Raw genomic sequence first — 18,267 nt, forward strand, 5'->3', positions numbered from 1 at the left:
GACGTATCCCCTCGTGAGGCCGTCGCCCGGCGGCCGATAGCCTCGGGAAGGGCGACGGGGATGACGGGGTCGGCCGCGAGACGCGAGGAGAGCCGCATGCACGCCCGCCGCGGGAGCACGCGCGAGTTCGACGTGCGCCGCGCGTTCGACGAGAACGGTGCGGCGCTGCTCGGCTACGCGGTGAACGCCCTCCGCGACCGCCCCCTCGCGGAGGACTGCGTGCAGGAGACGTTCCTGCGCGCCTGGCGGGCCCGCTCCCGCTTCGACCCGGCGCAGGCGTCCGAGCGGACGTGGCTCTTCGCGATCGCGCGCAACGTCATCGTCGACGCCATGCGCGCCCGGGCCCGGATGCCGATCATCGGCGACGACGCCGAGCTGGAGAGCCGCGCGGCCGACGCCGTCGACCCGCTCGAGCGGCTGCGCATGCTGGAGTCCCTCGCCGTCCTCAGCGAGGCGCATCGGACGGCCGTCGTCGCCGTCCACCTCCACGGCCGCACGTACCAGGAGCTCTCGGATGCCACCGGCGTCCCCGCCGCGACCTGGCGCACCCGGACCTTTCACGCGCTCCGCGCGCTCCGCACGCATCTCGAAGGAACGGAGGGGTCAGATGCGCACCCCCGATGACCGCTGGGCCGACCTCGCCGCCGCCGCCCTCGCCGGCGAGCTGAGCGAGAGGGAGGCCGCCGAGTTCGAGGACCTCCGCCGCGCCGATCCGGCCCGCGCCCGTGAGTTCGCGGAGCTCGACGCCCTCACCCGCCGCCTCCGACAGGGCGATCTCACCTGGACCACCCCGCGCGACACCGGCGACCTCGGCGCCCGCATCGAGGCCTCCCTCGCCCGGGAGGAGGGCGTGCTCTCGGCACGGGATGCCGCCGGCTCCCGGCCGCGTCGCCGGTGGGTGCTGCCCGCGGTCGCCGCCGCCTGCCTCGCCGTCGGACTCGTCGTGGGGCTGACGGGGCCGGGGGTGCTGTCACCCGTGCCGGCCGGGCCGCCCGGGACGCTCGGCGCGGTCGAGGCCGTCGAGGTGAGCGAGGACGCCGGCGGCATCGTCGTGGACGCCGATGTCGTCGCCCACACGTGGGGCACCGAGGCCTACCTGGAGGCGGAGGGGCTGACGGTCGGGGCGACTTACGAGCTCGTCTTCGTCGGCGCGGACGGCGGCGAGTTCTCCGCAGGGGAGATCCTCGGCTCGGAGGTCCCCATCGTGTGCCGCATGAACGCGGCGGTGCTGCGTGAGGACGCCGTGCGGATGGAGCTGCGCGACACCGCGCGGACGGTCGTCGCCCACGCGGACCTCCCGACGGTGTGACGCGCGCCGACGGTGCGACGCGCGCCGCCCGGTGCGGCGCGCCGACGGTGTGACCCGCGCCGCCCGGTTCGGCGCCGACGGTGCGACGCGCGCCGCCCGTCGCGGCTAGCCGAGCGCTTCCGGATGCGTGAGGCGCCATAGCGCCGTGGGCGGCTCGATCGCCCCTGAGATCTGCACGTCGGCGGTGGCGGTCTCCGGTCCCGCCGTCCAGGTGAGCGTCCCGATCACCTCGCCGTCGGCGTACTCCACCGGGTCCCGGTAGTCGAGCACGACCTCGACGGGGGTGTCCGACCAGGTCAGGATCGACGCGGACCGGCCGATGACGATGTCGGCATCCGATCCCCAGGGCGTCGTGACGGTGCCGAGCGACCGGCCGACCTCGGCGACGCTCACCTCGTGGAAGCCCGCCTGGATGCTCCCGAGCAGGGATGCCACGGAGGCGGTGAGCGAGTCGCGGCTCTCGGCCCCGGTGGTGACCCCGGTGATGGTCAGGGGCGCGCCGACGCCCACGTCGAGCATCGCCCGGTAGATCAGCAGGTGGGTGCCGGGTCCGAGGTTGCCCGTCTTCAGCCCGGTGACGCCGTAGCTGCCGAGGAGGCCGTTGGTGTTGACGACACGGCCCGCCGCGCCCGCCTGCGCGACGGGCTTGGCGACGATCGAGGCGACGGTCTGCTGAGCCGCGGCGATCCGCGCCAGCGCGAGGAGGTCCGACGGCGTGCTGACGTTGCGGGCGCTGTTGCCGGTCGGTTCGACGACGACGGTGTCGCGGAGGCCGTTGCGGGCGAGCCAGTCCTGAGCCCGGGCCGCGAAGGAGCCCGTCGAACCGAACGCCCAGGTCGCGACCGCCTCGGCATAGTTGCTGGCGGACGGGACGAGCATGGCGGTGAGCGCGTCCCGCAGCGTCATCGAGCTGTTGCGCGGCATGGGCGCGATCGTCGACCCCATCGCGTAGTACTTGTCGTACAGGTCCTCGTCGGCCGCGTCGAACGTCAGCGTCGGTCCGTTGTCGGCCGGACCGTCGAACGGGTACGCCTCCAGGACGACGAGGGCGGTCACGAGCTTCGTGACGCTGGCCAGGGGCTGGACGTCGTTCCCTCCGGTGGCGGCCCAGACGCCCGCGGCATCCGGACCCAGGAACTCCTCCGCGCCCTCCACGCTGATCATCGCCGCTCCCTGCGTGGGGAGCGCCAGGGCCACGCGCTCGCCGACCGGCGCCGGGGGAGCGGTCACCGACAGGGCAGGGGATGCCACCGGCGCCGTCAGCGCCCACGCGGTGTAGCCGCCTCCGCCCAGCAGCAGGAGCAGGACGACCACGAGGAACGCGATCACCCCGCCTCGGCCGCCGCCGCGCCGGTGCTCCCGGGACGGAGGCGCGTTCCAGACGTCGTCGAACGCAACGAGCTCCGCCGTGTCGCGGCTCATCGGTGCACCGTGCCGGTCATCGTGTTCCCCCTCCACGGCCCGCCCGGGGGCGCGGACCGTCATGAGGGCAGTGTCCGATCCGCCCCGAACCTCACGCCCGCCCCCGGATCGACCGTATCGCTCTTCCTCACGGCATCCCGAAATTCAAGCCCCCCTCCGGAAGGCGACGCCCGACCTACCGTGAAGACCTCGGGAGATACCCGGACCGTAACGGGAGGAGCCGACATGGGACTCGACGACAAGATCAAGAACGCTGCTCAGGACGTGGCCGGCAAGGCCAAGGAGGCCTTCGGCAAGGGCACCGACAACGAGCGCCTCGAGGCGGAGGGCAAGGGCGACCAGACCGAAGCCCACGTCAAGAAGGCCGGCGAGAACGTCAAGGACGCGTTCAAGTAAGCCGCACGATCTCGAATGCCCCGACCGCTCGCCCGGTCGGGGCATTCGTCTGTTCCGGCGGGCCGTGGTCGGCTGCGGCGTTCCGGCGGGCCGTGGTCGGGTGCGGCGTTCCGGCGGGCCGTGGTCGGATGCGGTCGTCTGCGCCCGAGATAATGGCGGGATGACCGATGTCGCTCTGTCCGGATCCCCTGTCGTCCTCCGCGCCCACGGCTACGAAGCCGCGATCGCGAGCGTCGGCGCCTCTCTGCGCTCGCTGCAGCACGAGGGCCGCGATCTCGTCGTGCCGTTCGCGACCGACGAGCTCCGGCCGAACTACCGGGGGACGACCCTCGCGCCCTGGCCGAACCGCGTCGTCGACGGCACGCACCGCTTCGGCGGGGAGGAGCTGCAGCTCGCGCTGACCGAGCCGGACCGCGGCCACGCCCTCCACGGTCTGCTCTCGTGGACGGACTGGGACATCGTGGATGCCGCCGACGACGAGGCCACGCTGACGGCCACCGTCCCCGCGCAGGCCGGCTACCCCTGGTGGGTCGAGGTGCGGACGACCTTCCGCCTGGGCGCCGACGGTCTGACGCAGACTGTCCGGGCGACCAACCTCTCCGCGGCCCCCGCCCCGTGGGGCACCGGCCCGCACCCCTACCTCGTGGCCGGCGACGGCGCCCTCGACGAGTGGACGCTCGCGCTCCCGGCCGACACCGTGCTCGAGGTGACACCGGACCGCCTGGTGCCGACCGGGCTGGCATCCGTCGCCTCCGACGCCGACCGCTTCGACTTCCGCGAGCCGCGCGTGCTCGGCGCGGTCGAGATCGATCACGCCTACACGGACCTGGTTCGGGATGCCGACGGCCGGGCGACCGTCGTCGTGACCTCTCCGGCGGGGACGGGTGTGCAGATCTCGTGGGACGGCGAGTGCCCCTGGGTGCAGATCCACACCGCCGACCTGCCCGCCGGTCCGGGCACCCCCGGCCACCGCGCGGGTCTGGCCGTCGAGCCCATGACGTGCGCACCGGACGCCCTCAACGCCGACCGCTACGACTACGACGCGGGTCTGATCGTCCTGGCGCCTGGTGCGTCGCACGAGGCCGGCTGGACGATCTCCGTGCGCTGAGCCGGGTCCGCCGTCCGGACGCCATCGCGCCGGGGCGGCTCCCGTTCGATGCCGGGGCGGCTCCGGCTCGACCCCGTCGTGGCGACCTCGGCTCGACCCTGTGGCCCTGGTGGTGCGGACCGGGCACGACGCAGACCGCCCCGACGCTGTCGCGCCGGGGCGGTCGTCGGAAAGACGCGGGTCAGACGACCTGCGCGCCGCACATCCCGCAGTCGCCGCCCGCCGAGACCTCGACGAAGCAGTCCGGGCACATGGCGCGCGTCGGCCGGTCGGTGATCGGGGTGGGCTTCGGGGTGGTCGTGCGGCTCTCGGCGCGCGGGGCGCGGGACCGTGCGGCCTTGAGCGGGACCGGCGCCGGCGCGGGCGGCGGTGCGACGGCGGGCTTGTGGTCCGCGCAGTAGAAGCGGACGAAGCCGCCGTGGTGCTTCGGGTGACGGTGCTTGACCGCCCACAGCTCGGTGCGCGGGCGCAGCTCGCTGTCGGCACCGCACGCGACGCAGCGCGTGGGCTCACCGGGGACGACATCGGCGACGAGAACGGGGACGTCGAAGCCGAGGGCGTCCCGCCAATCCTGCGACGAGACGATCTTCATGGGGGACCCTTCTTCGGCGGTTCGGGCCGCCTCGACATCAACGGTACGCGCTGCACCGCGTCTCGCGCGCGCGTGGGGCGCACGAGTTCGCCCGCACGTCACGGGGGAGTGCCACGTCAGGGAGGAACGGCCGCGTCACGGAGGGCGCTGACTTACCGCAGATGTACGCCGAAACCCCGCTGGTCGTACATCTGCGCCACGTCACGGGGGAGAGGGGCGTCGCGGGGAGGCGGGTTGTGCCGGGGGACTGGACAGGGTGTCACAGGCGGCAGATAGGTTGGAGAGGATTCCCCCCGCGTCGCCCCGGTGGCGCCCGTCGAAGGAGAACCATGGAACTCGCCGCCCTCGGAGGCATCGGTCTGATCGTCGGCATCGGTGTCGTCGTCATCGTCGTCATCCTGTTGATCGTGATGGCCCTCATCCGCGGGTGGTACCGCGTCGCCAAGGCCGATGAGGCCCTGGTCATCGTCGGCAAGCGCCAGAAGGCCGCCGACGGGGGATCGTCGCGCATCACCGTCATCACCGGCGGGGGCGCCATCGTCAACCCGCTCACGCAGCGCGGCGAGATGATCTCGCTGCGCGCCCGCCAGATCAAGATGGAGCCGACGGCGCAGTCCTCCAACGGCGTGACGGTGAACGTGTCGGGTGTGGCGCTGGTGAAGATCGGCTCCGACCCGGAGTCGGTGCGCCGCGCCGCGGAGCGGTTCGCCTCGCAGGACAAGGCCATCGAGCAGTTCACGACGGAGCAGCTCGAGGGCGCGCTGCGCGGCGTCGTGGCGACGCTGACGGTCGAGGAGCTCATGCGGGACCGGCAGCGCCTGTCGGACCAGATCGCGGAGGGCATCAAGGGCGACCTGTCGTCGCAGGGTCTCATCCTCGACTCGTTCCAGATCCAGGGCATCACCGACACCAACGGGTACATCTCGGCCCTCGGTGCCACCGAGGTCGAGCGCGTGAAGCGCGAGGCGGAGGTCGCGCGGATCAACGCCGTGCGCGAGATCCGTGCGCGCCAGATCGCCACCGACGAGGCCAACCTGATCGAGCAGACGAAGCTCGACAAGAACAGCGCCGCCGCGAAGGCCGAGGTCGGTCGCGCCAACGCCGAGGCCGAGCAGGCCGAGGCCCTGACCCGTGCCGAGCGTCGGCAGGCGGTGCTCCAGCAGGAGGCGCAGAACACCCAGGCGCGCCTGGAGTCCGAGGTCAGCCGCGTCGCCGACGCCGACCTCTACCAGCGCCAGAAGGACGCCGACGCCGAGGCCTACTCCCAGATCAAGGCCGCGCAGGCCCGCGCGGAGATTGCCGAGCAGGAGGCCGCCGCCGTGCGCGTCCGCGCCGAGGCCGATGCCGAGGCGGTGCGTCTGGCCGGTGAGGCCCGGGCGTCCGCGATCCGCGCCGAGGCCGACGCCCTGTCGCAGAACCAGGAGGCGCTGCTCGCCCAGCGCGCGCTCGAGGCCCTCGTGCCGATGATGGCCGAGTTCGCGAAGGGGTACGACCGCGTGGGCTCCGTGACGGTCCTCGGCGGCGAGGGCGCCAGCGGGCATCTCGCGACCGAGTCCGCCACCGGCCTCCGCTCCTCGTTCGAGGCGGTGCGCGCCGCCACGGGCATCGACCTGACGCAGATCATCCAGGGCCGCGCGGTCGCCGACGCCTTCGCCGAGACGACGCGGCGTCCGGCCGCCGGTACGTCCGCCGAGCCGCAGTGGCCCGCGCCGGCGGCATCCGCCGAGGGTGCCGACGCGCCGCCCGAGAGCTGACGGCCCGCTCATGCCCGAGGCACCCGAGGTCGAGGCGCTCGCTCTGTTCCTCCGCGAGCGCCTCCGCGGACACGCCGTCGTCTCCGTCGAGCTCGCCGAGTTCCGCGCCCTCAAGACGCGTCCGCGTCCCCTCGACGAGCTCGTCGGCCGGACCGTGACGGCCCTCACGCGGCACGGCAAGCACATCGACGTGGACCTCGGCGGCACCCACCTCGGCATCGGCTTCGGCCGCGCGGGCTGGGCCACCTGGTCCGACGACGGCGAGGTCGAGGCGCCGGTCACGGCGGATGGCCGCACGGCCGCCGTGATCGCCCGGATCGCCTTCGACCATGGCACGCTCGGCATCACGGACGCCGGGGAATGGCTTTCGGTGCAGCTGCACGTGGTGGACGCGCCCGAGGACGTCCCGTCGGTGGCGAAGCTCGGTCCCGACGCGGCGTCGCCGTCGTTCTCCCGGGAGGCCCTCGCGCACGCCCTCGGGCGGCGGCGCAAGCAGCTGAAGGCCCTCCTGCAGGAGCAGGAGTCCCTCGCCGGCATCGGCAACGCCTACTCGGACGAGATCCTGTACGCCGCCCGCCTCTCACCCGTGGCGCACGCGGCGTCACTGACCGAGGACGACATCACCCGTCTGCATGCGGCCCTGCACGACGTGATGGGTGCGGCGGTCCTCGCGCGGAGAGGCGTCCCGATCGCCGAGCAGAAGGCGGCGAAGGTCGCGTCGATGCAGGTCCACGGTCGCGCGGGGGAGCCGTGCCCCGACGGTCACGGCACGATCCTCGACATCCCCGGGACCAAGGGCGGCGGGCAGTACTGCCCGGGCTGTCAGACCGGCGGCGTCCCGCTCCCGGGCTGACGGGCGCCCGCGACTCGCTCGAACCCCGGCCCCCGCTCGTGCCGGGGCGGGCGGACGCCCGCGAGAGGGCGGGCACCCGCGGCGGACAGACCGAAGCCCCGGGCCCGGGCCCGGGGCTTCGACGAGGGATGACTCAGGCGGTCTGGCCGGAGTGCGTGCCCTCCGCGACCTCCTCGACGAGCTTCGCGTTGAACGCCGGCAGGTCGTCGGGGTTGCGGCTGGAGACGAGGCCCTGGTCGACGTGGACCTCCTCGTCGACCCACGTGGCCCCCGCGTTGCGCAGGTCCGTCTGAAGGGTCGGGTAGCTCGTGAGGGTACGGCCCTTCAGGACGTCGGCCTCGGTGAGGATCCAGCCGCCGTGGCAGATGACCGCCACCGGCTTGTGCTGGTCGAAGAAGTCGCGGGCGAAGGACACGGCGTCCGTGACGATACGAATGTCGTCGGCGTTCTGCACGCCGCCGGGGAGCACGAGGGCGTCGAAGTCGCCGGCCGACGCGCGGGAGACGGCGAGGTCGACCTTCTGCTCGTGACCCTTCTCGCCGGTGATCGAGCCCTCGCTCGGCGAGACGAGGACCGCCTCGGCGCCGGCGCTGGTCACGGCCTCCCACGGGCTGGTCAGCTCGCTGTCTTCGAAGCCGTCGGTGAGCAGGAACGCGATGCGCTTTCCGTTGAGATCGGCCATGAGGAACCACTCCTTCTCGTTGCGGGGATCACTCCACGCTAGGAACAGCGGTCACGCGCTTCGCGGGGGTTGCGGATGCCGCGGACGCCCGGTAGCGCGGGCGATCGAGCCGGAGAGGGCCGCGGCCCTCGCCCCCACGCGCAGGCGTAGCATGGAGCGCATGTCCGGTGACAGTACGCCCGATGCTCCGACCGCCTCCACGACGCTTCTGCCGCTCCTGGGGGCTCCGGTCGACACCGACGACGAGGCCTCGGAAAAGGCCGCGTCCCGCTGCTGCGGCGGCGGATCCTGCACCTTCGGCTGAGACACGTCTCTCCGGCGTCACTCCTGCCTAGTCGCTGAGCCGGGAGCCATGGCCCTCCGGGTCAGTGCCCGCCCGGCTTCTCAGCCCTCCGGCTCAGCGTCCGACAGGCGCCGTAGCCCTCCGGCTCAATGCCCGACGGGCGCCGGTGCGCCGACCTGGTCGGCGGGCTTGCGGATGACGAAGGCTCCGACGATCAGCGGCAGCGACACGATCGCCGCGATGAGGAAGGCGACGCGCGTCCCCGCGGCATCCCCCTCCACGCCGCTTCCCGCCGATGCGGACACGGTCGACATCACGGTCACCAGCAGGGCGATGCCCGCGGCGCCCGCGACCTGCTGCACGGTGCCGACGACCGCGGAGCCGTAGGAGTAGAAGCGCGGCTCGAGTGATCCGAGCGACGCCGTGAACAGCGGTGTGAACGACAGGGCGAGGCCGATCATGAGGATCGTCTGCGCCACGACGAGGAACGCGAAGGGCGTCGAGGTGCCGACGGTCGTGAAGAACCACAGCATTCCGCTCGTGATGAACGCCCCGGGGACGAGAAGGATCTGCGTCCCGAAACGGTCGTAGATGCGCCCGATGACCGGTCCGGCCAGACCCATCGCCAGGGACCCGGGGAGCACGGCGAGGCCCGTCTCCAGCGGGCTGCGGCCGAGGACGTTCTGCAGGTACAGCGGGAGCAGCGTGATCGCGCCGAAGAAGGCGAGCGACATGACGCCCAGCTGCGCGACCGACAGCGAGAAGTTGCGCGACCGGAACACGCGGAGGTCCAGCAGGGCGTTGTCGGCGCGCTGCAGGCGCAGCTGACGCCACACGAAGAGGGCGAGACCGACCACACCGACTGCGAGCGCCAGGACCAGGGGCAGCGCGGACGTGCCAGCAGCGGCATCCGTCCCCTCCCCGCCGTGCCCGCCGATCTGGCTCAGGCCGAAGACGAGCCCGCCGAAGCCGAAGGCGGAGAGGATGACGGACGGGATGTCGATCGGGGCGGCGCTGGTCTCGCCGAGGTTGCGGATCCACCGGGCGCCGATGAACAGGGCGACGAGGGCGATGGGGAAGACGATGCCGAAGATCCAGTGCCATCCGAGGGTCTCGAGCACGATGCCCGACATGGTCGGGCCGATCGCGGGCGCGAGGGCCATCACGATGCTGACGCGCCCCATCATGCGGCCGCGGTGCTGCGGCGGGACGATCGTCATGAGCGTGGTCATGAGCAGCGGCATCATGATGGCCGTGCCGGAGGCCTGGATGACGCGAGCGCCGACGAGCACCTCGAACCCGGGGGAGAGGAACGCCACGAGCGTGCCGGTGGAGAACAGGCTCATCGCCGTGATGAACACCTGACGCGTGGTGAACCGGCGCAGCAGGAACCCGGTGATCGGGATGACCACGGCCATCGTCAGCATGAACGCCGTCGTCAGCCACTGGGCCGACACGGCGGTGATGCCGAGATCGCGGATGAGGAACGGGATCGCGACGTTCATCGTCGTCTCGTTCAGGATCGCCACGAACGCGGCGGTGAGCAGCAGCCAGATGACGCGGCTCTGTTCCGGCGTCACACCCGTCGAGGTCGAGGGAGAGGTCACGGTCGCAGCCATGGCGAGGTCCTTGTCGTGCGGGGGGAGACGCCACGAGCGTGGCAGAAGGGAGGAACGCCGGGAACGTTCAGCCCATTCCCAGAATCGGGAAGATTCCTGGATGCCGCCCCCGCGAACCCCCGAGCATACTGCGTGCCCCGCCGCCCCGACAGGGCGGTGCCGGCCCGTCCGAGCGCGTCCGACCAGGGCGCGCCGCGGTGTCGGTGGGCGGACGTAGGCTTCCCCCATGAGCATGGGCGGGGTCGGCGGCAGCATGTTCCGCGGTGTGGACGCCGAGTCCCAGCGGCGTCGCAACGCGCAGGCGCCGCGGGTGCCCGACCTGGGCCGCCGGGTGGTCGCGCTGTTCCAGCCCTACCGCTGGCGGATCCTCGCCACCGCCGTGCTCGTCGTCGTCGGGGCGGCGGTGGCCGTCATCCCGCCGCTGCTGGTCCAGCGCATCTTCGACGACGCGCTGTTCCCGGTGGACGGCTCCGCGCCCGACCTGCGGCTGCTCGCCCTGCTCGTGAGCGCGATGATCGTCCTCTTCCTGTTCTCCGCGGTGCTCAACGTCGCGCAGACGTGGTTCACCGCGACGGTCGGCAACCGGGTCACCGGCGATCTGCGGGTGCGCCTGTTCGACCATCTGCAGCGCATGGAGCTCGCGTTCTTCACCCGGACGAAGACCGGCGTCATCCAGTCCCGCCTGCAGAACGACGTCGGCGGTGTGTCGAGCGTCCTCACCAACACCGTGACGAGCATCCTCGGCAACGCCGTCACGGTCATCGCCTCGCTCGTCGCCATGATCCTGATCGACTGGCGTCTGACCCTCATCGCCGTCGCGCTGATGCCGTTCCTGATCTTCGTGCAGCGCCGGGTCGGCCAGGTCCGCGCCCGCATCGCGGGGGAGACGCAGGAGTCGCTGTCGGAGCTGTCGGCGATCACGCAGGAGACCCTGAGCGTGAGCGGCATCCTGCTCTCCAAGTCCTTCAACCGTCAGCGCACGGAGTCGGCGCGCTTCGACGCCGAGAACGACAACCAGGTGCGTCTGCAGGTGCGGCGGGCGATGAGCGGCCAGGGATTCTTCGCCGTGGTCCAGGTGCTGATGTCGAGCGTGCCGGCCGTCATCTACTTCGTGGCGGGGTATCTCGTCAGCGGCGGCGCGGGCGGCATCACCGCCGGCACCATCGTGGCCTTCACCACCGTGCAGGCCCGGCTGCTCATGCCGCTCATGGGGCTCATGCGCGTCGCACTAGACGTGCAGACGTCGTCGGCCCTCTTCGCCCGCATCTTCGAGTACCTCGACTTGACGCCGGCCATCACGGACGCGCCCGACGCGGCGACGGTCGCGGCGGCGCCGGGTCCGGTCGGCAAGGTGGAGTTCCGGGACGTCGTCTTCCGGTACCCGGACGCGCCGCCGCAGGCGCGGGCGACGCTCGACGGCGTCTCCTTCACGGTCGAGCCCGGACAGCACGTCGCGTTCGTCGGGCCCTCGGGCGCGGGCAAGACCACCATCCTCTACCTCACTCCCCGCATGTACGAGGCGGTGGGCGGGCAGGTGCTGTTCTCAGGCGCCGACGTGCGCACCCTCGAGGCGGCATCCATCATCGACAGCATCGGCATCGTGTCGCAGGAGACGTATCTCTTCCACGCGACCGTGCGGGACAACCTGCGGTACGCCAAGCCGGACGCCACCGACGACGAGATCGAGCAGGCCTGCCGGGCGGCGAACATCCACTACGTGATCGCCGGCTTCGAGGCCGGGTACGACACCGTCGTGGGCGAGCGCGGATACCGGCTCTCCGGCGGCGAGAAGCAGCGCATCGCCATCGCGCGGGTGCTGCTGAAGGACCCGCCGGTGCTGCTGCTCGACGAGGCGACCAGCGCGCTCGACACCGTGTCCGAGCGCATCGTCCAGGAGGCGCTCGAGACCGCGTCGCACGGCCGGACGACGCTGTCGATCGCCCACCGCCTGTCGACGGTCGTCGGCGCCGATCGCATCCATGTCGTCGATGCCGGCCGCATCGTCGAGTCGGGCACGCACGCGGAGCTCCTCGCCGCCGATGGGTTGTACGCCAGCCTCGCGGCGGAGCAGTTGGCCGCGACCCAGGTGTTCGTCGAGGAGGTGCGGGCGACGGCCGGGGCGGGCCGCCCGGCGCTGCCGTCGCGCCGCGGTGACGAGGCCCCGTAGCTCCGGGCTGCGGCGTGGGCGGACCCGGCGGGTCAGGCCGGCAGGGTCTCGACGAACGCCTGGAGGGCGATCCGGTAGGCCGGGTCGGGATGGGTCTCGGCGATCCGCAGGAGCGGCGGCAGGTCCAGCCGGCGGATGAGCGCGCCCCGCGCGCGCACGGCCTCGTCGGCGCCGGCGGAGCGCAGCACGGCGACGCCCTCGCCCAGGGCCTCGAGGTAGTCCCGCAGGACGTCGACCTCGGACAGGCGCTGCGTGATGGACCCGCCCCCGCGCCGCTCCCGCCACTCCACGATCACGTCGGGGATCACGTCGAAGGTCCGGGCGAGCGTGTACATCCTCTGCGCGAGGATCTGGTCTTCGTAGTACCGCCCCTCGGGGAAGCGCAGGTCGTGCGCGTGCCAGAACGCGGTGCGGCTCACCTTGGACCACGCGACGATGTTCCCGGATGCCACCGGGTGCGCCGCGATGTCCGTCGCGATCCGGGCGGGGTCGGTGGCGGCCGCGACCCACGGCTGCACCGTCGAGGACGTGTAGCCCGTGCCGGTGGCATCCGGTCGCAGGCGCACATACGCGCCGACGGCGAAGTCGCTGCCGCTGCCGGACAGCGTCGTGGTCAGACGTTCGAGGGCGGTGGGAGTGAGGCGGTCGTCCGCGTCGAGGAAGCCGAGGTACGGGGTCTGCACGAGGGCGAGGCCGCTGTTGCGGGCGGCACCGAGACCGCGTTGGACGTCATGGCGCACGAGCCGGAACCGCGGGTCGGCCGCCGCGGCATCCGCGAAGATCTCCCGCGTGTCGTCGGTGGACGCGTCGTCGACGAGGACGGCGGTCCACTCGTCGTGGGTCTGCGCCCGGAGGGAGTCGAGCGCTTCGCGCGCGTACTCGGCGACGTCGAAGCCGGGGACGATGACGGTGACCGCGCGGGAGCTCACCCGCGCGATCCTACGCGGACCCCCGCCGGCGTTCTGCGAATCACCGTGTCCCACTTCGTGCAGCTCCGGGCCGCTGGATCTGCACATTGTGGGACACGCCGGTCGGGGGTCCGCTGGTCAGAGCGCCGGTGTCCCACTTTGTGCAGCTCCGGGCCGCTGGATCTGCACATTGTGGGACATGCCGGTCGGGGGTCCGCTGGTCAGAGCGCCGGTGTCCCACTTTGTGCAGCTGAAGGCCTCTGCATCTGCACATTGTGGGACATGCCGGTCGAACACCAGCAGAGCGGAACCTCGGCTTACGCGGACTGCACGGCGGCGACGGAGGCCGCCACGGCGTCGGCCACCGGGCGGAGGTCGTCGCGCAACCCGTGCGGCACGGTGAACCGCACCGCCGTGCGGGCGTCGTCGTGCGCGATGCCGAGGGCGAGCAGGACGTGTGACGCCTCGTCGCTCCCGGCCGCGCAGGCCGAGCCGCTCGATGAGACGACGCCGCGGCGTTCCAGCTCCAGCAGGACCGTCTCGCCGTTGACCCCGGGGAAGACGAAGCTGGCCGTCCCCGGGAGCCGTCGGGTGGGGTGTCCGGTGAGTCGCGCGCCGGGCACGAGGGTGCACACGCGGGCGATGAACGCGTCGCGGATCGCGCTGACGCGTTCGGCCTCGGCGACCCGCTCGCCCTCTGCGAGCTCGAGGGCCGTCGCGAGCGCCACGGCTCCGGCGACGTCGGGGGTGCCGGACCGCCGTCCGCCCTCCTGCCCGCCGCCGTGGAGGAGCGGCTCGAGGGGGACGCGTCCCCGCACCGCGAGGATGCCGGTGCCTTTCGGAGCGCCGATCTTGTGGCCGGCGATGGTGAGCGCGTCGGCGCCGAGATCCGCGAGGGGGAGCCAGCCGGCCGCCTGCACCGCGTCGACGTGGACCGGCACGCCGCGCTCGTGCGCGACCGCCGCGAGGGCGGCGACGTCCTGCACCGTGCCGACCTCGTTGTTGGCGTAGCCGACGCTCACCAGGGCGGTGTCGTCCCGGAGCGCGGCCGCCAGCGCGGCGGGGGTCAGCACGCCGTCACCGTCGACGGGGGCGTGGGTCACGTCGAACCCGTGCAGGCGGTGGAGGTAGTCGGCCGAGGCGAGGACGGACTCGTGTTCGATGGCCGTGGTGACCACGTGACGTCGCCCACGCGGGAGGGCGCCCAGGGCGATGCCCTTGACCGCGGCGTTGTTGGACTCCGTGCCGCCCGAGGTGAACAGGACGTCCCGCGTGCGCATCCCCAGCACGGCCGCGACGCGGGTACGGGCGTCCGCCAGTGCGGTCGCGGCCGCCTCGCCCACCTCATGCGTGCTCGACGGGTTGCCGAACCAGCGGGTGAGGTACGGCGCCATGGCCTCCAGCACCTCGCGGCGGACCGGGGTGGTGGCGGCGTTGTCGAGGTAGAGAGTCATGCCCTCAGACCGTGATGCGGACGTCGAGACCGAGGTCGAGGGCGGGTGCGGAGTGCGTCAGCGCCCCGACGGAGATCACGTCGACCCCCGTCTCGGCGATCGCCCGCACGGTCTCGAGGGTCACGCCGCCGGAGGCCTCGACCTGGGCGCGGCCGGCGATGCGTTCGACGCCGGCGCGGAGGTCGGCGAGCGAGAAGTTGTCCAGCATGATCGTGTCGACGCCGGCCGCGAGCACCGCGTCGATCTGGTCGAGGCGGTCGACCTCGACCTCGACGTGGGTGGTGTGCGGGAGCCGGGCGATCGCGCTCTGCAGCGCCTGCGTGACGGGAACCCCGCTCGCCGTGAGGACGGCGAGGTGGTTGTCCTTGGCCATGACGGCGTCCGACAGCGAGTACCGGTGGTTGTGCCCGCCGCCGTCGCGGACGGCCTGGCGCTCGATCATCCGCAGACCGGGGGTGGTCTTCCGTGTGTCGACGATGCGGGCGCCGGTGTGCTCGACCTCGGCGACGTAGCGGCTCGTCAGCGTCGCGATGCCGGACATGCGCTGCACGAAGTTCAGCCCGATCCGTTCCGCGGTCAGCACGGCGCGCGCGGGACCGGACACGACCGCCAGCACGTCGCCCGCCGCGAACACGGCCCCGTCCGCCACGCTCAGGCGCACGTCGACGAACGGGTCGGTGAGCGCGAAGGCGGCCGCGAACACGGCGCCGCCGGAGAAGACGCCGGGCTCCCGAGCGACGAGATCGGCCTGGGCGGTCGCGTCCGCCGGGATGAGCGCCTCGCTCGTCAGGTCGCCCCACGGCGCGTCCTCCTCCAGGGCGGCGGCGACGACACGGTCGATGGCGGTGCGGGTCAGCATGCGAGGGCCTCCGAGGGCGAGGAGATGGATGCCGCGGACGTGCGCCCCGCCGCGGCGGTCGCGGGGGCGTCGGAGCGGAAGTGCGCGCCGACCGAGCCGGTCCGCGCGCGGGCGGCGTCGACGACGTGCGCCGCCACGAGCAGGAGGTTGTCGTCCTCGAGCGAGGACGGGGCTCCGGCGGCCCGCCATGCCGCGAGGATGCCGGCCGCGCGGTCGAGCCCGTCGCCGTCCCGGATCAGCCCGGCGGCGTCCCACAGCAGCTGCTGCAGCGTCTCGCGCGAGAACGGCGGCGCGTCGGCGCTCGGCGCCACGGGCTCCGGAGCCGGCAGCCCGACCGCGGGCACGACGGGCCACCCGTCCGAGACCGGTCGCCCGGCGGCATCCCCGGCCCGCGCCCCGAAGACGGCCCCCTCGAGGAGGGAGTTGGATGCCAACCGGTTCGCGCCGTGCACGCCCGTCCGGGCGGTCTCGCCCACGGCGTAGAGACCGGGGATCGTGGTCCGGCCGTCGAGGTCGGTGACGACACCGCCCATGAGGTAGTGCGCGGCGGGAGTGACAGGGATGGGGGCGCGGCTCCAGTCCAGACCCCGCGCCCGGACGGCCGCGTCGATCGTGGGGAAGCGGGCGGCCAGCCGTTCCGTGCCGAGGGCCGTGGCGTCCAGGCGGACGGGGCGGCCGTCCTGAGCGGCCATCGCGCGCGCGTTGGCGCGGGCCACGACGTCGCGCGGGGCCAGCTCCCCGTCCGGGTGGGCGTCGAAGGCGAAGCGGCGGCCGTCGTCGTCGACGAGGACGGCCCCGTCGCCGCGCACCGCCTCGGAGACGAGGAAGGGCTCGCCGACGGCGAGGGCGGTCGGGTGGAACTGCACGAACTCGAGGTCCGCGACCGCGGCGCCGGCGCGGATGGCCGCGGCGATGCCGTCGCCGGTGGCTCCGGCCGGGTTCGTCGTGTGCGCGTAGAGCTGTCCCGCTCCGCCGGTGGCGAGGACGACGGCATCGGCCCGGAGCTCGGTTGTCGCTCCATCCACGACGAGGGTCACGCCCGCGACATGTCCGTCGACGACGAGGAGGTCCCGGAGGGCGGCGTGCTCCCGCACCTCGATCCCGGCCGCGCGCACCGCCGTGCCGAGTGCGCCTTGAATCTCCGCACCGGTGGCGTCGCCGCCCGCGTGCAGGACCCGCGGCATCCCGTGGGCGGCTTCGAGCCCCCGGGCGAGGTCTCCGTCCGCGGTCCGGTCGAACGCGACCCCCCGACGGACGAGCTCGTCGATCCGGTCCGGGCCGGCGGAGACCAGCACGTGGACGGCGGCGTCGTCCGCGAGTCCCGCGCCGGCCCGCAGCGTGTCGGCGGCGTGGGCGTCGACGGAGTCGCCGGGGGAGGTCACCGCGGCGATCCCGCCCTGGGCCCACCGGGTGTTGGTGTCGGCGAGGGCGCCCTTGGTGACGACCGTGACGTCGGCCCCGGCCTCGTGCGCGTGCAGCGCGGCCGTGAGCCCGGCGATGCCGCTGCCGACGACGACGACGGTGGTCATTTCACGGCGCCGTGCGGCTGGGCGGCGAGCATGCGCTCGAGGGCGACGGTGGCGGGGTCGGCGACCGAGGACGGGACCGTGATGCGGTTGACGACCTCGTCGGCCACGAGCGACTCCAGGACCCAGGCGAGGTAGCCCGGGTGGATGCGGTACATGGTGGAGCACGGGCAGACGACGGGATCGAGGCAGAAGATCTCGTGCTGCGGGTACTGTGCGGCCAGGCGCTGCACGAGGTTGATCTCGGTCCCGACGGCGAAGGTCGTCGGCTCGGTCGCCGCCGCGATGGCTTTGCGGATCACGTCGGTGGACCCGGCCTCGTCTGCGGCGTCGACGACCTCCATCGGGCATTCGGGGTGCACGATGACGCGCACGCCGGGGTGCTCGGCGCGCGCCTTGTCGATCTGGTCGACGGTGAAGCGGCGGTGGACCGAGCAGAAGCCGTGCCAGAGGATGACGCGGCTGTCGTCGATGGCCTCGGGCGAGGAGCCGCCGAGCGGTTTGCGCGGGTTCCACATCGGCATCCGGTCCAGGGGGACGCCCATCGCCTTGGCGGTGTTGCGGCCGAGGTGCTGGTCCGGGAAGAACAGGACCCGACGGCCCCGCTCGAACGCCCACTCGAGGACGGTCCGCGCGTTCGACGAGGTGCACACGATCCCGCCGTGCCGACCGACGAAGCCCTTGATGGCGGCGCTGGAGTTCATGTAGGTGACGGGGATCACGGGGAGGAGGCCGGCGGCATCCGGGGTCTCCAGGTCGCCCAGCACGTCCGCGAGCTGCTCCCAGCACTCCTCGACCTGGTCGATGTCGGCCATGTCGGCCATCGAGCAGCCGGCCGCCAGGTTCGGCAGGATCACGGCCTGCTCGGGCCGGGAGAGCAGGTCCGCGGTCTCGGCCATGAAGTGGACGCCGCAGAAGACGATGGCCTCCGCCTCGGGACGGGACTTAGCGGCGCCGGCGAGCTGGAAGGAGTCGCCCACGTAGTCCGCGTGCCGGACGACCTCTTCGCGCTGGTAGAAGTGCCCGAGGACGACGACCCGGTCGCCGAGGGTGGCCTTGGCCGCGCGGATGCGGGCGTCCAGCTCCTCGTCCGAGGCCTCCCGGTACGCGGCCGGCAGCTCGCCCTGTCGCGGAGCGCCGGTGGGGATGACGTCACCCATCGAGGAGCCGGGACCGTAGCCCGGGCGGGTGTCGAAGTCCCACGGGCCGACGGCGAGGTCCGTCGAGCACGTGCTGTCCGTCGACGCGCCGGAGACGATCGCCTGGATGGCGTGGTCGACGGAGGGGTCGGTCGCCGGGCGGGACTGCAGGGTGAGGGGTGTCGCACTCATGGGT

17 protein-coding genes are annotated in these 18,267 nt (G+C 73.0%); 8 read left to right on the top strand and 9 right to left on the bottom strand.

Features of this window, described 5'->3' with window-relative positions:
• Positions 1-96: 96 nt before the first annotated feature.
• Both MRBLMI1_RS01770 and MRBLMI1_RS01775 read left to right on the top strand, forming a co-directional pair.
• The gene (locus tag MRBLMI1_RS01770; RefSeq protein WP_367726426.1) at positions 97-624 is read left to right on the top strand and encodes a sigma-70 family RNA polymerase sigma factor; all 528 of its coding nucleotides are present in this window, start codon (positions 97-99) and stop codon (positions 622-624) included.
• Complete coding sequence (locus MRBLMI1_RS01775) at positions 608-1,309, top strand: hypothetical protein (RefSeq protein ID WP_367726427.1); 702 nt, start codon at positions 608-610, stop codon at positions 1,307-1,309. The genes MRBLMI1_RS01770 and MRBLMI1_RS01775 overlap by 17 nt, the downstream gene beginning before the upstream one ends.
• Positions 1,310-1,414: 105 nt before the next feature.
• On the opposite strand, the gene MRBLMI1_RS01780 is transcribed toward MRBLMI1_RS01775, so the two are convergent.
• Entirely contained in the window at positions 1,415-2,731 is a 1,317-nt protein-coding gene (locus MRBLMI1_RS01780; RefSeq protein ID WP_367726428.1) for a D-alanyl-D-alanine carboxypeptidase family protein, read from the bottom strand.
• Positions 2,732-2,956: 225 nt separating this feature from the next.
• Between MRBLMI1_RS01780 and MRBLMI1_RS01785 the strand changes: the two genes are divergently transcribed.
• Positions 2,957-3,127, top strand: a complete 171-nt coding sequence (locus MRBLMI1_RS01785; protein WP_367726429.1) for a CsbD family protein — start codon at positions 2,957-2,959, stop codon at positions 3,125-3,127.
• 160 nt (positions 3,128-3,287) lie between these two features.
• Positions 3,288-4,235 carry an aldose 1-epimerase family protein gene (locus MRBLMI1_RS01790; RefSeq protein ID WP_367726430.1) on the top strand — a complete coding sequence of 316 codons (948 nt, stop codon included), beginning with the start codon at positions 3,288-3,290 and terminating at the stop codon, positions 4,233-4,235.
• A 181-nt stretch (positions 4,236-4,416) separates the two neighbouring features.
• Here MRBLMI1_RS01790 and MRBLMI1_RS01795 read toward each other — a convergent pair whose 3' ends face one another.
• Complete coding sequence (locus tag MRBLMI1_RS01795) at positions 4,417-4,827, bottom strand: glucose-6-phosphate dehydrogenase (RefSeq protein WP_367726431.1); 411 nt, start codon at positions 4,825-4,827, stop codon at positions 4,417-4,419.
• 329 nt (positions 4,828-5,156) lie between these two features.
• Between MRBLMI1_RS01795 and MRBLMI1_RS01800 the strand changes: the two genes are divergently transcribed.
• Both MRBLMI1_RS01800 and MRBLMI1_RS01805 read left to right on the top strand, forming a co-directional pair.
• A complete protein-coding gene (locus tag MRBLMI1_RS01800) occupies positions 5,157-6,581 on the top strand; it encodes an SPFH domain-containing protein (RefSeq protein WP_367726432.1) in 1,425 nt (474 codons plus the stop codon).
• Between the two features lie 10 nt (positions 6,582-6,591).
• Entirely contained in the window at positions 6,592-7,434 is an 843-nt protein-coding gene (locus MRBLMI1_RS01805; protein WP_367726433.1) for a DNA-formamidopyrimidine glycosylase family protein, read from the top strand.
• A 133-nt stretch (positions 7,435-7,567) separates the two neighbouring features.
• Here the strand turns inward: MRBLMI1_RS01805 and MRBLMI1_RS01810 are convergent, their stop codons facing one another.
• Positions 7,568-8,116 carry a type 1 glutamine amidotransferase domain-containing protein gene (locus MRBLMI1_RS01810; RefSeq protein ID WP_367726434.1) on the bottom strand — a complete coding sequence of 183 codons (549 nt, stop codon included), beginning with the start codon at positions 8,114-8,116 and terminating at the stop codon, positions 7,568-7,570.
• Between the two features lie 160 nt (positions 8,117-8,276).
• On the opposite strand from MRBLMI1_RS01810, the gene MRBLMI1_RS01815 reads away from it, so the two are divergent.
• Positions 8,277-8,420 carry a hypothetical protein gene (locus MRBLMI1_RS01815; protein WP_367726435.1) on the top strand — a complete coding sequence of 48 codons (144 nt, stop codon included), beginning with the start codon at positions 8,277-8,279 and terminating at the stop codon, positions 8,418-8,420.
• A 125-nt stretch (positions 8,421-8,545) separates the two neighbouring features.
• Here the strand turns inward: MRBLMI1_RS01815 and MRBLMI1_RS01820 are convergent, their stop codons facing one another.
• Complete coding sequence (locus tag MRBLMI1_RS01820; protein WP_367726436.1) at positions 8,546-10,018, bottom strand: MDR family MFS transporter; 1,473 nt, start codon at positions 10,016-10,018, stop codon at positions 8,546-8,548.
• Between the two features lie 232 nt (positions 10,019-10,250).
• On the opposite strand from MRBLMI1_RS01820, the gene MRBLMI1_RS01825 reads away from it, so the two are divergent.
• Positions 10,251-12,185 carry an ABC transporter ATP-binding protein gene (locus MRBLMI1_RS01825; protein WP_367727538.1) on the top strand — a complete coding sequence of 645 codons (1,935 nt, stop codon included), beginning with the start codon at positions 10,251-10,253 and terminating at the stop codon, positions 12,183-12,185.
• A 32-nt stretch (positions 12,186-12,217) separates the two neighbouring features.
• On the opposite strand, the gene MRBLMI1_RS01830 is transcribed toward MRBLMI1_RS01825, so the two are convergent.
• From MRBLMI1_RS01830 to nadA, 5 genes are all read right to left on the bottom strand, one after another.
• Positions 12,218-13,114 carry a glycosyltransferase family 2 protein gene (locus MRBLMI1_RS01830; RefSeq protein ID WP_367726437.1) on the bottom strand — a complete coding sequence of 299 codons (897 nt, stop codon included), beginning with the start codon at positions 13,112-13,114 and terminating at the stop codon, positions 12,218-12,220.
• Between the two features lie 296 nt (positions 13,115-13,410).
• Positions 13,411-14,547 (bottom strand): cysteine desulfurase family protein, encoded by a 1,137-nt coding sequence (locus tag MRBLMI1_RS01835; protein ID WP_367726438.1) that lies wholly within the window; start codon positions 14,545-14,547, stop codon positions 13,411-13,413.
• Positions 14,548-14,551: 4 nt separating this feature from the next.
• On the bottom strand, positions 14,552-15,406 hold the full coding sequence (gene nadC / locus MRBLMI1_RS01840; protein ID WP_367726439.1) for a carboxylating nicotinate-nucleotide diphosphorylase: 855 nt from the start codon (positions 15,404-15,406) through the stop codon (positions 14,552-14,554).
• Positions 15,400-16,935 carry an L-aspartate oxidase gene (gene nadB / locus MRBLMI1_RS01845; protein WP_367726440.1) on the bottom strand — a complete coding sequence of 512 codons (1,536 nt, stop codon included), beginning with the start codon at positions 16,933-16,935 and terminating at the stop codon, positions 15,400-15,402. Before nadB ends, nadC begins: the two co-directional genes overlap by 7 nt.
• Positions 16,932-18,263: a quinolinate synthase NadA gene (nadA, locus tag MRBLMI1_RS01850; RefSeq protein ID WP_367726441.1), complete on the bottom strand. Its 1,332-nt coding sequence runs from the start codon at positions 18,261-18,263 to the stop codon at positions 16,932-16,934. The genes nadB and nadA overlap by 4 nt, the downstream gene beginning before the upstream one ends.
• Between the last annotated feature and the right edge of the window lie 4 nt (positions 18,264-18,267).

This window comes from Microbacterium sp. LMI1-1-1.1 (genome assembly GCF_040815675.1).
Classification (GTDB): Bacteria; Actinomycetota; Actinomycetes; order Actinomycetales; family Microbacteriaceae; genus Microbacterium.